Below are 14,099 nucleotides of genomic sequence, written 5' to 3' on the forward strand. Positions count from 1 at the left end.
GTGCTTTTTTTATGGATGTAATATGGAAGCGATCACTGGTGCAAAGGGTGGCAGCCAGAAGCAGCACACACCTGTAGAACAGCCTGATTCGGCGCAGTCAATGGCGCGCTGCCGCATGCTGCTGGCGCTCGGGGAAGGTGAGTTTGCTGGTGGTCTGGATGCGACCAGCATTTTCCTGGACGGTACGCCGCTGGGAAACGCCGACGGTACGATGAACTTTGAAAACGTTTCCTGGGAATTTCGGCCGGGCACACAGACCCAGACGCCGATTCTGGGTTTTCCCGCTGTGGAGAACGAAACTACGGTTGGCGTATCGCTGACAAAAGTCACGCCCTGGACGCGCGCGCTGAGCAACACCCAGATTGACGCAGTTCTCGTTCGCATTGGTATCCCGGGTTTGCAGCAACAGGAAAACGACGGGGATATTGTCGGCACTACCGTAAAGTACCATATCGATCTTGCTGTAGATGGTGGTGCGTTCTCTACGGTCATGACAAGGACCGTGACAGAGAAACTCAGTTCGCTCTATGAACTCACCCATCGCATTAATCTTCCGAAAGCCAGTACGGGCTGGCAGATTCGTGTGGTTCGCGACACCGACGACAGCACCAGCCAGATGTTGCAGAACAAAACGCAGGTACAGGCGATCACTGAGGTGATTGATGCGCGCCTGCGTTATCCCCACACGGCGCTGCTGTATGTGTCGTTCAACGCCAAATCGTTCAACAATATCCCGAAGATTTCCTGTAAACCAAAGGGGCGTATTATCCGCATCCCTTCGAATTACGATCCGATAGCCCGAACCTATAGCGGCACATGGGACGGGACATTTAAGTGGGGATGGACTAATAACCCAGCATGGATCTGGTTCGATGTACTCACTGAGCCACGCTTCGGGCTTGGCCGACGCGTCACGGCGCAGATGCTGGATAAGTGGGAGCTTTACCGTATCGCCCAGCGTTGCGATCAGAAAGTACCTGACGGGAAGGGGGGAGACGGTACTGAGCCGCGCTTCATGTTTGACGTTTATATCCAGTCGCAGGCTGATGCGTGGCAGGTAATCAAGGATATCGCCGCGGGGTTCAATGGCATGACGTTCTGGGGCAACAACATGTTCAATGTTGTCTCTGATATGCCGGCGGACACGTCGAAGCTGCAAATCCTTACCCGCGCTTCGGTGGTGGGCAAACCGGTTTACTCGAGCGGCAGTGAAAAGACCCGCTTCTCCAGCGCGCTGATTAACTTCAGCGATCCTGACAATCACTACCAGGACCGCACAACAGCGGTGATGTTCCCGGACCTGGTCAAGCAGTTCAAGTTTAAGCAGACGCAGATCACCGCAATCGGCTGTACGCGCGAGAGCGAAGCACAGCACCGGGGCGGATGGGCGGTGTATTCCAACTCACTCGACCGGATTATCACGCTACAGACCGGGCTTGATGGCTATGTCTACGTGCCTGGTACCGTGTTTGCATTTGCTGACGAACGCCTTTCAGGGCGTGTTTATGGCGGGCGTATAACGGGATATAACGCCGGGCTGAAGGCCGTGACAACCGATAGGGGTACCAATGCCGTTGCGGGTGACACACTGATGATCCGAACACAGGGCGGTACCGTTGAAAGCAGGGTGATCCAGGCCGTAAATGGCACGCAGTTGGTGGTCGCCACGCCTTTCACGGCAGCGCCGTTACCCAACGCTGTATTCGTTATCGATGCCGGGCAGTTGCGCCTGCAATACTTCCGCGTTACGAACCTGAGATTTGATGATGAAGAAAACACCTTCACGATCACCGGGGCCGAATATAACGCATCAAAATATGATGCGGTCGACAACAATGCCCGCCTGGACACGCCGCCAATCAGTCTGATACCAACCGGCCTCGTTAACCAGCCGACCAATATCGCGGTATCGAGCTATGACGCAGTGCGCCAGGGGCAGCGAGTGGCTACCCTGACGGCATCCTGGGATGCGCCGGTCGACAAGAACGGCAAACCACAGGCGGATGTCATAGCCTATCGGGTGCAGTGGAAGCGCGGCGACAATGAGTGGGTTAACGTACCGGAGACCGGTCTTCGCAATATCGAAGTGCCTGGCATCTTCGAGGGTGATTATCTGGTCCGTGTACGCGCGATCAACTCCGGCGGTGCGTCGAGTCTCTGGGCAACTTCCGCGCTTACTCATCTGAAGGGACGCGCGGGTGATGTACCCAAACCTGTCGGGCTTAAAGCCTCCGAAGACGTCGTATTCGGAATTAACGTCACCTGGGGATTCCCGGCGAATACCGGCGACACCCTGAGCACTGAGCTGCAATACAGCATTGCCGCTGACGGTTCGAATCCTATGCTTTTGGCATCTGTACCGTATCCGCAGAAACTTTATCAGCAGATGGGGCTGAAGGCGGGGCAGGAATTCTGGTACCAGGCACGGCTTGGCGACAGGATCGGGAATCAGAGCGGGTGGACCGACTGGGTGCGCGGACAGGCCAGCATCGATGTATCCGATATCACCGATGCAATCCTGGAGGACATGAAAGGCTCCGATACGTTCAAGGACCTGATCGAGAACGCGGTGGACAGCAATGAAAAAATTGCTGGCATGGCTAACGATATCAAACAGGCCAATGACGAACTGGAGCAGCAGGCTCAGGAAATCGCCAAAAACGCCCAGGATATTGGGAAAGTTCAGACCAGCGTTACAAACCTGTCGAGCACGGTCGGAAATGTGTCTTCTTCTCTGAGCGAGCTTGAGCAGACAGTGGCGACCGCTGATACCGCGCTGGGTCAGCGAATCGATAACATCAGCGTGTCTGTGGACGGTATGACGGGAGGAGTGAAGAACTCTGCCATCGCGATTATTCAGGGCAATCTGGCGCAGGTAGCGGCGCGCAAAACGCTGTCGGCATCGGTCGCCGGTAACAGCGCGCAGCTGGACCGCATTGATGAGGTGATCGTCAACGAGAAGGAGGCAACGGCGCGTTCGCTGCTGAGTTTGCAGACTGACGTGAACGGCAATAAGGCATCCATCAACAGCCTGAACCAGACGTTCTCCGATTACCAGCAGGCCACGGCCACACAGATAAACGGCATCACAGCGACCATCAACGGACATACCTCAGCCATTACCACTAACGCTCAGGCCATTGCGAACGTCAACGGCGACCTGAAGGCGATGTACAGCATCAAGGTCGGGTTATCCAGCAACGGCCAGTACTACGCCGCAGGGATGGGGATAGGCGTGGAGAATACGCCGTCCGGCATGCAGTCGCAGGTTATCTTCCTCGCTGATCGCTTCGCCGTAACGCACCAGGCCGGAGCGACCGTTACCCTTCCTTTCGTTATCCAGAATGGGCAGACCATAATTCGGGATACGGTCATTGGTAACGGGACCATCAGCAACCTCAAAATCGGCAGCTACATCCAGTCGACAACCTGGGACGGCACCGGGAACGTTGGCTGGCACATCAACAAATCAGGCTACGCGACGTTCAACAACGTGACCGTTCGCGGCTCGATTTACGCCACAAACGGTAATTTTTCTTTCAATGGCTCCGGCAACACAACGGTGATCAATGGCAACGGTGTAACCGTCAACATTCCCGGTGGTGGCCGCATCGTACTTGGGAGCTGGTAGTGCTATGCCTTCAGGACTTCTGATTGATCTTAATGACGGCGGTAAGCCCATGGAAATTACCGCAGGACTGCGCTGCCCGTCTTATGGCGGCGCAATAACGGGCGGTGTAGGGAAGAGTACTACGGCCACCGTTTCGGGGTATGTTGCAGGTTCAACAGTGCTGTTCATACCTTATGAAACAGTAATAAGTGATTACGGGATATTCATGCTGCAAAGTGTGTCCATATCCGGCGCAACGGTGACGCAGAAATGGAGTGGTGCATCCAGCCCTGGTCTTCCCAACCCGGCGCAAGTGGCCTTCTCCGGTACGATCTGGCAGATTCTTCCCGTCAGTCAGTCTTCAAATATCGGATTGCTCATTGCCAACAGCACGGATTTTACGTCAATTACAACCGCATCAAACGTGGGTATGTGTATCTATAAGGCAAGGGTTACTGTCGGGACATCCGGATGGAATACGCCTGCGATTTCCGGGTTTGATCGCAGTAAATATCTCGTGTGCTGTAAATGGAACAGCCCGTATACGCTGGACTATAACGGCAGCCGGTTAATGTTCCTGAATGATGGTTCTAACACCACTGACCAGCCTATGACCGGAACGGTGGATGTCGTTATTTTTGCTGGCGGGGTGGCCCCGGTACCGGCGAATCCTGGTCTCAATATTTATAACGCGGCAGGACAGTGTACGTTCTCAACAGCCAAAAGACCTTTTGTGTTTACGGGGAATAAACTGACCCCCTCAACAACAGCACAGACTGTTCCAGGCGGCGGCTACGTTCCGGTGGGGCGCTTTGGGCTGAGGGTACCCAGTTACAGCTCGGGTCAGCGTATTAACCATTATCACTATGGGTTGGTTATGCAGAACGGAACCCTGTGGGTCGGCAGGGGAGCTTATGTTGGCTGGGCCGATCGGCAGTTGGCGAACCAGGGCGTTACCCCTATCTCATTACCAGTAATTCCTGACATGTACGTTTAATTCATCCAACTCGTTATTCAACAAACCTCGCTCCGGCGGGGTTTTTTATTGTCTGGAGAAAATATGCTCTATAACACTGGCACCATCGCCATTAACGGAAATACCGCCACTGGCACCGGCACGAACTGGACGGCACCGGCCAGCCAGATTCGGGTTGGCCAGACGTTGTTTGTTCTTTCTAACCCGGTTCAGATGTTTCAGATCACCGCCATCAATAGTGCGACGTCACTGACGGTTACGCCTGCCGCGTCTCCGGCGCTGAGCGGCCAGAAGTACGGCATTCTTGTTACTGATAGTCTCTCGGTCGACGGCCTGGCGCAGAGCATGTCTCAGCTGATCAACGAGTACGACGAGAACATCGGCGCGTGGGAGACGTTCGCCACCACCTCAGCAAACCAGAGCATCACCGTTACCATCAACGGCGCTCGTGTAACCATTCCGGCGATCGGCAAACTGGTCCAGAAAGCGAGCAATGGAGCGGTTGGAGTTTCGGACGGCGGGACCGGGGCAACGAATGCCGCTGACGCTCGCACAAACCTCGGTTTTGGAAACAGCGCTACACGAGACGTTGATAGTCAGTTTGCCCCGGTGTCATCGTACATAAACGGAGCCGCTGTTATGGCCCAAGTTCATCGTGATTTCCGGCCACTCGCTTCGTATGATCTGATTACTCAATACCCGCTCGGAATGTCTTTCGGCATTCAGCTGGGAGCGAATGCATGGGGCGGAGGAAGCGGTGTAGATGTTTACACTGGCATGTTAACGCTGCGCGGTTGGCATGATGCAACTGGGGGCGGATACACTTCATGGCAGTTAGCTTCAACGTCTCAGGGGCTGAAATATCGTCAGGGAAACGGCACTGTTTCCGGGCTAACTAACGTTGGTTTTTCTACTACGCATACTCTTTATTCAACGCAGAACACCACGAAAGCCAGCGACGGAACGCTCAAGGCTGCATCTCCGATTGCCAGAATCGTAAAATCTCAGGAGGAGAACCAGCGCACCGATATTGATGAAGCTGGATTCACATGGTGTGGATGTGGTACGGCGAACGACGAGGCTGAAGGTATCAAAATCTCGCGGCTCGATGTTGGTGTTTATGTGCTGACTGGTTCGGCAGGCCTGGCGTCTGAGGGATGGAAGTTACTACCTCCAATGGACCCTGGCGGCATGGGAGAGTTGGGAGTTGTAGAAGCTGAGCAAACCGAAAGCGGCGGACTGACTATCCGCCTGTTCAAACGGAAATACATGCTGAGCGATAACGGGGAGATCGTCAAAACGAAAGGGGAACCGATGGACGTGCCGGTGAACAGCTGGATCGATGTTCGCCTTGATATGCCGGCAGATTCACTGTTTATGCAGCGGATGAATCAGGGACTTCAACCATAGCCGCGTGCTGATTCCATATCATGTCAGCCCTGGCCGAGATGGAGAGGGAGTTAATCGTGGAGCGTACCCGGGCAGGATTGGCGGCAGCGCGTGAGAAAGGGCGCGTAGGTGGTAGGCGCTCGAAGTTAACCCCAGAGCAATGGGCGCAGGCGGGGCGTCTGATTGTAAACGGCGTGGACAGGAAGCAGGTAGCGATTATCTATGATGTGGCCGTATGTACTTTGTATAAGAAATTCCCAGCCCTCAAGGGAATCAGCGAAACGTAAATGATTATAGATCATCAGGATTATTAGATGTGCAGATCCCAACTTTAACCAGACAGAATATCATCAATGCCAGAACTATTACGACGATAGTAGAGATTATGAGCGTTATCATAAATGACCTTTATATGATTTTATTTTTTAGACTGTGTGAATCAAAAAATGTTCCAAACAGTTAAAAATATGTGACTTAAGTTAGGATGGTATTGAATGCCGTACTACATAGAATGTAATGAGTGCGGCGGCTGGCTATCCCGCATCAAACTAGCTTACTTAGGTTAGTATGATCGGCTGGACAAAATTCATAATGAGCAATTACCCGAGGGATGAAAACATACATACAAAATTGAGAGTTCTTAAATATCAGCGAATTCGCAAAAGTCTGGCCATATCCTTGAAGCTACCTCACCATTTATTTCATTTTTTACCTTTGAGTCTGGGCACAAATGTAAGGGTTTTTTCTTCTGGTGATATCATCAAAAAAATGACCATAGGCGTAGGCTCTAAATTTTTAATCCTACGGAGAATGCCATAAAGTCGCTGTTTTAACTTGGCTGCGCCGTCTTTTTCAGACTCCCAATCTAAAACCATTTGTTTTTCAATTCCGATGTAGGTGTTTTGAGGAAATCTCACTCCACTACCAGATTTTTCCAAATACTGACGACTACGTAAGAAATCTACAATCAAGGAGTTATCCATTTGATTGAAGGGCTTGCTTTCGAACATTAGCAACACCGTATAACTTATGATTTTCATAGAAATCTCATGGGTAGGTTCAGACCATGTGAACGGTATGTTGGTTAAAATAACGACAATGTGTATTGTTTAACATTAAAGAAATGTATCGTCTGCTATATAAAAAAAAGCCTACACCAGGTAGGCAATGCTGATGATTTCTAATTATTTTTATAATGCTTCTTGTTCAATATCTTCCGCGATGTTGGTAAAAAACACCGAAGCTTATAGATACTTTCGTGCCGCATCAAAAATTTCCTGAGAGGTTAGCTCTCGATCTGATGCAACATAGACAACTTCATGGTCCCCTGTTAAAGAGGGGAAACCGGCTGACATTATCTGAAGATTGATCTCTTCTCCACCAGGGTACTGTTCGAGTATTGATGTTACGCCTTTAAGCACAGTGACAACCTTACTTGGTTTACCATTAAAGAAAATGATTACTTTTTTCATATATCACCATGTATTCAAACGATTTTTAGCGGTCGTGGCTGTTCGGTAAGTGTTGCTTTTTTCTATGTATTGTTTGTTTTTCGAAATTAAAACAAGCAATATTCTGCCTTAGCGTGTACTGTAGTAGCCCATTTGAACTGGAGAAGCCTGTGTCTGCACGTAAAAACAATCAATTCCGCCGAAATTATTTAGTCAAATGCCCTTGTCCAAACTGCTCAAAAGATTCGGAGCATAGTTACAATCGTGTACAAAAGAGATCTCAATTAGTATGCCCTTACTGTAATGCTTTGTTCAAAGCCCCTGAACGTTACTAAAAAACTCATACAATAAATAAGAAGTGATGCTTTTGGAGGCTGCCTAACCTCTTACGCACTTTAATATTTTATAAGCAGTTAGCTTCTGCTTTGAGACTATTCATGCAGCAGTCCTGCATTTCATCACATCGGTCAGCAAACTTGACGGTTCTGAAAATATGCTGGCCTGTTGTAATGATATTCGCAAACGATAAATGACTCTTCTTGTTTTTTAATTCGTATAAGCTTAAACGGCCCTTGAGGGGGTTATTTATCGCAGAGCGTAACATTTGCAGCTGTCGGACCTTTAGTACCGGCAATGATAACAAATTTCACTTTTTGTCCTTCAAAAAGAGTTTTGAATGTCTCTCCCTGTAGTGAAGAAGAGTGAACAAGAATATCTTTACTTCCATCGAGTGGGGAGATAAAACCAAAACCTTTATCTTCGTTAAACCACTTAACAAGACCTATCATTTTTGAAGACATAAAAACTCCCCTTGAACACTTAAGAAGTTACAACTTCATGAAAAGAAACGCATAATGGCATACGTATGGACTCAAGAGAAGGGATATCAGAGATAGCACCTGGTTATGAGGATTACTTAGAAAAAGTCAGATTCACATTGCATCGAACTAACCAGATCATTAAGGCACGTGTTAAACTATTTAGCAAATTTTATTTTAGCCATCTGGGAGGCTATGAAAATTAGATTAGCTAATCCAAATTTTTCCTGTATAGTCAAATTGGATTTCACAAAAGGAAATTATTTGACTCGTAAAATGACAGGCGTTGTCAAAAGTTTTGACTGCAAGAGTGGGAAGGGGTTCATTATACCATCGGATGGGCGTAAAGATGTTTTCTTACACATCTCTGCATTAAACAATAGCGAAAGCCAAACGTTAAGTCCTGGTGTTCGTGTTGAGTTCTATCGTATAAATGGACTCAGTGGTCCAATGGCGGCAAACATATTTATTTCTTAAAAATATGCTATTGTGAGACTAGCTAAAAAGTGCAGGTCTAACTGATATTAGATTTGATTGTTATATGCTCTATCAAATTCCTCCCTTGGTTTTTTACATTTCCAACTGTACGCGTTACCGCATGCCAGTTGAACTTATCGGTGGGCACTGCACCGTCTGAAGCTATCTCTAACGCTTTATTCCCTCCAACGTCCAGCCGCATCCACTCTCTTGCAGCTTGCGGCGACAAAACTAGCGGCCGGCGGTCGTGAATGTCGACCAGACCTTTGTCCGCTGCCGATGTCACGATGAGAAAACCTTCTGCTTCATCGCCGCGTTCGAACGGTGTGCTGCCTATCGCAGCCATGAATATTGGCTGACCATCGGCCCGGTGAATGAAGTAGGGCTGTTTTTTTTCACCTTCCTTCTTCCATTCGAACCACCCATCCGCAAAACAGATCGCCCGACCATGCTGCCAGAGAGGCTTAAACATTCTGCTGGTGGCCGCTGTTTCGACGCGGGCGTTTATTAGTGGCGTTTTTCCCCACCATCCTGTGGCATAACCCCAGAACACAGGATCGAGGTGCAACTGCTCGTCGCGTTCGCTCAGCAACAGGACCTTTGTACCTGGCGCCACATTGTAACGTCCAATAGGCTCAGGGTCGTATGCGATGTCGCGATCACCTTCATCTGCGAGATAAGCCAGGTACTCTTCACGGGTTTGGGCTTGTGCAAAACGTCCACACATAAAAACCTCCAGTCAAATCCATTACTGGAAGTATAGGGCAGGTAGAATAAGTAGCGCGCAATGGATAAATCTTACAATCGGATCTATGAGGATTATGCCGAGGTACATGTGGGCGTAAAGCGGCACGTCGCGAAACTGGAAGACGCTACGCAAGGTTAACTTATGTCTTGAGGCGGTAATCGTTTATTAATTGTGCGAAACACGAGATTTTAGAGTGGGTAAAGGGAGTTTTTGAGTGATTTTCTTCCCCAAAACGATACGCAACCTACTGAATTGCATGAGGTTCTATTATAGGTGGAAATAGCACAAATCAGCGCTTCGATTGCAAGTTAAATTATTGTTTAGAAAGAATAAAAACGACATTTGGATAGTATGCTTCGCCCATATTTTTGGCGGGGGCTACGCGGCAGGGTATTACGCCTACCTGTGGACGCAGATGCTGGCCGACGACGGCTACCAGTGGTTTGTCGAGCAGGGCGGCCTGACGCGTGAAAACGGGCAGACATTCCGCGAGGCGATTTTGTCGCGCGGAAATAGTACTGATTTAGCTGAACTTTACCGGAACTGGCGTGGGCACGATCCGAAGATTGAACCGATGCTGGAGAACCGTGGATTGAGTGCTTAAGGGCTCCCCCTTTGCGCTATTGTCAAAATAAAATATCCACCGTGAATTATTTTGAGCGGAATAATTCAGACAAGAAAAAGGTAAAGCATCTTAAAGACGGCATACAAAAATGTGTAACTAAGGTGTACGGCATGACTCCTGTGGGGGGAAGTAGCCAGATGGAGGCGTAAAACTCTGGTAATATCTCTCAGGATATCACTGAACATTCTCAATCAATTCAGCACCCTGATTTTTGGGATTACCAATGGCACGCGACACTGCGTGCCAGATAAACTTGTCTGCGGACACAGATCCGTCGGCAATGATCTCCTCAGCTTCTTTCCCGCCTACGTCCTGGCGCATCCATTCCCTTGCAGCTTCCGGCGACAGAACCAGCGGCCGCCGATCGTGTATATCAACCAGTCCTTTATCCGCAGCAGACGTCACAATCAGAAATCCCTCGGCTTCATCACCACGTTCAAATGGCGTGCTGCCGATCGCCGCCATGAATATCGGCTGCCCGTCAGCCCGGTGAATGAAGTAGGGTTGTTTCTTGTCACCTTCCTTCTTCCATTCGAACCACCCATCGGCAAAACAGATCGCCCGTCCATGCTGCCACAGAGGTTTAAACATTCTGCTGGTGGCTGCGGTTTCTACCCGTGCGTTAATCAGTGGTGCTTTATCCCACCATCCAGGTGCGTAGCCCCAGAGTACCGGATCGAGGTGCAGTTGTTCGTCGCGTTCGCTTAACAGCAGCACTTTGGTACCGGGCGCCACGTTGTAACGTCCAATCGGTTCCGGGTCATATGCGATGTCGCGATCGGCTTCGTCGGCAAGGTAGGCCAGGTATTCTTCACGAGTTTGGGCTTGTGCAAAACGTCCACACATAGAAATCTCCAGTCAGTCAGACTGAAAGTATAGGGCATGGATAAAAGAAGGATTCAGGTAGTACAATATATTTATTAAAACCCTACCGGACAGCCACAGAATTTTTTTAGGTAAGCTGTCTTTCTCTGCCATTTAATTAGCAATCAAAGAAAAGGTATGGATAACGCCAGTGCGTACCCATACCAAATCACATTACCTCTGGGCGCGGGCAGAGCCAGCGAGTAATAAACCAGCTATATCGATACGGAGAGTCTCGGCAATAAATGGCACAGGTGCTATTGAGGACGCTCTGAATTTATAAGTCGGTCATCTGACAGTCTTTTTGTTATCCCCCGTGCAGCGTGAACTCGTTGCCATGAGTTATTGACTGCGGAAATAATTTCGGCATAATTTTATTCTTGTAATGAATGTTTGTGCCAAGGGGCGTTACAGGCTCTCTGCGGGTATGCGCGTGTCTTTGCTGAATGGGGCAAAGTCGCCGGGAGACACTGCATTCTGTCTGCAAAACGTGTCCCATTGGAAGGGGTTGAAGTGTTTAAGTTTAATTCATCTGTATTCGTTTTTTTCCTTCTGTCAGGTTGTAGTTCTGATCTGGTTCTCAGCTCTCCTGAACAACCTGAATATAAATCAATGCCTGAAATAACCCAGTCTGTGACGCCATCACAACAGCGTGCCATTATGTCTGGAGAAAGGCCTGACTGGTCAGAAAGGGCGCCAGTCAACACAATGAAGCGATATTAATAAATTCCTGCCCTGCGTTATTGTACGTTGATGACAGGGAGACCTGCCATATGCCATAGCGGGTTTCCCTGTCGCTAAACGCTGGTTACTCTTGCGTCAGCCACATGTCCGACTCTTCAAACATCTCCTCAAGCATACGGTTCAGCTTTTCCCGGTCGCTTTTGCTGGCATCGCTATTCAGGCCGTTCGCCTGCATCGGCTTAACCGTCACGCTGGCATCAGGAAAAATCCGGTGCACACGTTTTGTCAGTTCAGCCAGAATTATCTCCCTGGCTCCCTCCAGCCCCTGTACGTTTCGCTTGTCATAAACCAGTTCAACAAACATTATTTTTTCCCTATGAATATTAATTGTGCGATTCTGCCCGCACGTAAAAATACTACTGTATATGGGTACAGTCAAACGGCATTCTGGCTAAAGAAATGCCATGCCGCTCTTCATTTTGTCTGAGTTGATGACAATCTATTCATTTAGCGTTTAAAACGAGCAGTCGAAGCGTTTAATCGTAAAATTTACAAAAACTATAATTTGAAGGCAGAGAGAAACTTACAAACGAAACGGTGAAGGTTTAAACAGTCGCTACGGTTCAGCTGGCTTGCGTGCGCTTCAAAACAAAACTACTGTATATAAAAACAGTAGTAGAGGTATGCGTAATGGAATTTATCAGACCTACAGAACTGCGTGAGATTGTCGCGCTTCCACTTTTCAGCGATTTAGTTCAGTGCGGATTCCCAAGCCCGGCTGCCGACTATGTGGAGCAGCGCATTGATCTTAATGAACTTCTGGTTGCCCACCCCAGCTCGACGTATTTCGTTAAAGCCGCGGGTGATTCGATGATTGAAGGAGGAATAAGCGACGGCGATTTGCTGGTGGTCGATAGTTCCCGAACGGCCGAGCACGGAGATATTGTTATCGCCGCGGTAGAAGGGGAATTTACCGTTAAGCGCCTGCAACTGCGGCCTCATGTTCAACTCAATCCGATGAACAGCGCTTATTCGCCGATTATCGTTGGCAGTGAAGACACGCTGGACGTCTTTGGCGTGGTCACTTTTATTGTTAAATCGGCCAGCTGATATGTTTGCGCTCTGTGATGTGAATTCATTCTATGCATCATGCGAGACGGTATTCAGGCCAGATTTGAGAGGCCGACCGGTGGTTGTCCTCTCAAATAACGACGGTTGCGTGATAGCGCGCAGCGCAGAGGCCAAAGCCGCTGGCGTTACCATGGGGGCGCCATACTTTAAGCAGAAAGACCTGTTCCGGCGCGCCGGCGTGGTTTGCTTCAGCAGTAACTATGAACTTTACGCTGACATGTCCAGCCGGGTTATGACCACGCTGGAGGAAATAAGCCCGCGCGTCGAAATATATTCCATTGACGAAGCCTTTTGTGACCTCACCGGGGTTCGAAACTGCCGGGACCTGACTGATTTTGGCAAGGAGATCCGCGAAACGGTTTTGAAGCGTACGCACCTGAGGATCGGCGTGGGTATAGCCCAGACGAAGACGCTGGCGAAGCTGGCAAATCACGCGGCGAAGAAATGGCAGCAGCAGACGGGTGGGGTAGTTGACTTATCCAATATCGACCGCCAGCGCCGGCTGTTGGCTATCGTGCCTGTAGAGGACGTGTGGGGCGTGGGCAGGCGCATCAGCAAGAAGCTCAACGCGATGGGCATCAAAACGGCGCTGGATCTCTCAGAGCAGAGCACGTGGATTATCCGCAAGCACTTCAATGTGGTGCTGGAGCGAACGGTCCGGGAGCTGCGCGGCGAGCCGTGCCTCGACCTGGAAGAGTTTGCACCGGCAAAGCAGGAGATCGTCTGTAGCCGGTCATTCGGTGAACGCGTGTCAGAATATGAGCAGGTGCGTCAGGCTATATGCAGCTATGCGGCTCGTGGCGCTGAGAAGTTACGCGGCGAGCATCAGTATTGCCGCTTTATCTCGGCGTTCGTTAAGACCTCCCCATTCGCGCTGAACGAACCCTATTACGGCAACAGTGCCTCAATGACGCTTCTCACGCCCACTCAGGATTCCCGCGACATTATCAGCGCTGCGGTAAAGTGCCTCGACAAAATCTGGAAGGAGGGGCACCGCTACCAGAAAGCCGGCATTATGCTCGGAGACTTCTTCAGCCAGGGGGTTGCCCAGCTCAATTTGTTTGACAACAGCGCGCCGCGTGCCGGAAGTGAAAAGTTGATGGAAGTGCTGGATCGTCTGAACGCGAAAGATGGAAAGGGAACGCTTTACTTTGCCGGGCAGGGCATACAGCAGCAATGGCAGATGAAGCGTGAAATGCTTTCGCCGCGGTACACGACCCGCTATTCAGATTTACTGAGGGTCCGATGAATGTTAACGGCTGTTTTGTGCCAAAAGCGGACGTTACATACAAAGAGAAAGGCAGTTCGGGTAGACGACGAACTGCC

15 protein-coding genes and 1 pseudogene are annotated in these 14,099 nt (G+C 49.9%); 9 read left to right on the top strand and 7 right to left on the bottom strand.

Translation table 11 applies throughout. The features are described 5' to 3' along the window. Window positions 1-22: 22 nt before the first annotated feature. The 4 genes and pseudogenes from INF58_RS06415 to INF58_RS06430 form a co-directional block, all read left to right on the top strand. Window positions 23-3,631: a host specificity protein J gene (locus tag INF58_RS06415; protein ID WP_193527289.1), complete on the top strand. Its 3,609-nt coding sequence runs from the start codon at window positions 23-25 to the stop codon at window positions 3,629-3,631. 4 nt (window positions 3,632-3,635) lie between these two features. Further along, window positions 3,636-4,607: a DUF6453 family protein gene (locus INF58_RS06420; RefSeq protein ID WP_193527290.1), complete on the top strand. Its 972-nt coding sequence runs from the start codon at window positions 3,636-3,638 to the stop codon at window positions 4,605-4,607. 63 nt (window positions 4,608-4,670) lie between these two features. Beyond that, window positions 4,671-5,996, top strand: coding sequence for a phage tail protein (locus INF58_RS06425; protein WP_193527291.1), 1,326 nt, complete (start codon window positions 4,671-4,673; stop codon window positions 5,994-5,996). A gap of 11 nt (window positions 5,997-6,007) precedes the next feature. Then, window positions 6,008-6,262: pseudogene (locus INF58_RS06430) on the top strand (helix-turn-helix domain-containing protein); the annotation flags it as partial. Between the two features lie 4 nt (window positions 6,263-6,266). Here INF58_RS06430 and INF58_RS21080 read toward each other — a convergent pair. The 3 genes from INF58_RS21080 to INF58_RS06440 all read right to left on the bottom strand — a co-directional run bounded on the left by INF58_RS21080 (window position 6,267) and on the right by INF58_RS06440 (window position 7,447). Then, window positions 6,267-6,374, bottom strand: coding sequence for a YnaM/YnfT family protein (locus INF58_RS21080; RefSeq protein ID WP_350188533.1), 108 nt, complete (start codon window positions 6,372-6,374; stop codon window positions 6,267-6,269). Window positions 6,375-6,676: 302 nt separating this feature from the next. Beyond that, window positions 6,677-7,015: a hypothetical protein gene (locus tag INF58_RS06435; protein WP_022651254.1), complete on the bottom strand. Its 339-nt coding sequence runs from the start codon at window positions 7,013-7,015 to the stop codon at window positions 6,677-6,679. 204 nt (window positions 7,016-7,219) lie between these two features. After that, window positions 7,220-7,447: a hypothetical protein gene (locus tag INF58_RS06440; RefSeq protein WP_032645629.1), complete on the bottom strand. Its 228-nt coding sequence runs from the start codon at window positions 7,445-7,447 to the stop codon at window positions 7,220-7,222. A 149-nt stretch (window positions 7,448-7,596) separates the two neighbouring features. Between INF58_RS06440 and INF58_RS20920 the strand changes: the two genes are divergently transcribed. Further along, window positions 7,597-7,761 (top strand): YnfU family zinc-binding protein, encoded by a 165-nt coding sequence (locus tag INF58_RS20920; protein ID WP_370552644.1) that lies wholly within the window; start codon window positions 7,597-7,599, stop codon window positions 7,759-7,761. Between the two features lie 246 nt (window positions 7,762-8,007). On the opposite strand, the gene INF58_RS06445 is transcribed toward INF58_RS20920, so the two are convergent. Continuing rightward, window positions 8,008-8,226: a cold shock domain-containing protein gene (locus tag INF58_RS06445; protein ID WP_022651253.1), complete on the bottom strand. Its 219-nt coding sequence runs from the start codon at window positions 8,224-8,226 to the stop codon at window positions 8,008-8,010. Window positions 8,227-8,508: 282 nt separating this feature from the next. Between INF58_RS06445 and cspF the strand changes: the two genes are divergently transcribed. After that, entirely contained in the window at window positions 8,509-8,721 is a 213-nt protein-coding gene (cspF, locus tag INF58_RS06450; RefSeq protein ID WP_227415033.1) for a cold shock-like protein CspF, read from the top strand. Window positions 8,722-8,758: 37 nt separating this feature from the next. On the opposite strand, the gene INF58_RS06455 is transcribed toward cspF, so the two are convergent. Then, entirely contained in the window at window positions 8,759-9,448 is a 690-nt protein-coding gene (locus INF58_RS06455; RefSeq protein ID WP_193527293.1) for an SOS response-associated peptidase, read from the bottom strand. 322 nt (window positions 9,449-9,770) lie between these two features. On the opposite strand from INF58_RS06455, the gene INF58_RS06460 reads away from it, so the two are divergent. Then, complete coding sequence (locus tag INF58_RS06460; protein WP_255510363.1) at window positions 9,771-10,073, top strand: M3 family metallopeptidase; 303 nt, start codon at window positions 9,771-9,773, stop codon at window positions 10,071-10,073. 195 nt (window positions 10,074-10,268) lie between these two features. Here INF58_RS06460 and INF58_RS06465 read toward each other — a convergent pair whose 3' ends face one another. Both INF58_RS06465 and INF58_RS06470 read right to left on the bottom strand, forming a co-directional pair. Next, window positions 10,269-10,940: an SOS response-associated peptidase gene (locus INF58_RS06465; protein ID WP_063866816.1), complete on the bottom strand. Its 672-nt coding sequence runs from the start codon at window positions 10,938-10,940 to the stop codon at window positions 10,269-10,271. A gap of 826 nt (window positions 10,941-11,766) precedes the next feature. Further along, window positions 11,767-12,006, bottom strand: a complete 240-nt coding sequence (locus INF58_RS06470; protein WP_006808847.1) for a DinI family protein — start codon at window positions 12,004-12,006, stop codon at window positions 11,767-11,769. 326 nt (window positions 12,007-12,332) lie between these two features. Here INF58_RS06470 and INF58_RS06475 point away from each other — a divergent pair, with 326 nt between their 5' ends. Together INF58_RS06475 and INF58_RS06480 are read left to right on the top strand one after the other, a co-directional pair. Next, window positions 12,333-12,752 carry a translesion error-prone DNA polymerase V autoproteolytic subunit gene (locus INF58_RS06475; protein ID WP_063866815.1) on the top strand — a complete coding sequence of 140 codons (420 nt, stop codon included), beginning with the start codon at window positions 12,333-12,335 and terminating at the stop codon, window positions 12,750-12,752. Window position 12,753: 1 nt separating this feature from the next. Continuing rightward, on the top strand, window positions 12,754-14,022 hold the full coding sequence (locus INF58_RS06480) for a Y-family DNA polymerase (RefSeq protein WP_193527294.1): 1,269 nt from the start codon (window positions 12,754-12,756) through the stop codon (window positions 14,020-14,022). The last annotated feature ends 77 nt before the right edge of the window (window positions 14,023-14,099 follow it).

Origin of the sequence: Enterobacter cloacae complex sp. P24RS (assembly GCF_014982165.1) — a bacterium.
GTDB classification, from domain to species: domain Bacteria; phylum Pseudomonadota; class Gammaproteobacteria; order Enterobacterales; family Enterobacteriaceae; genus Enterobacter; species Enterobacter quasihormaechei.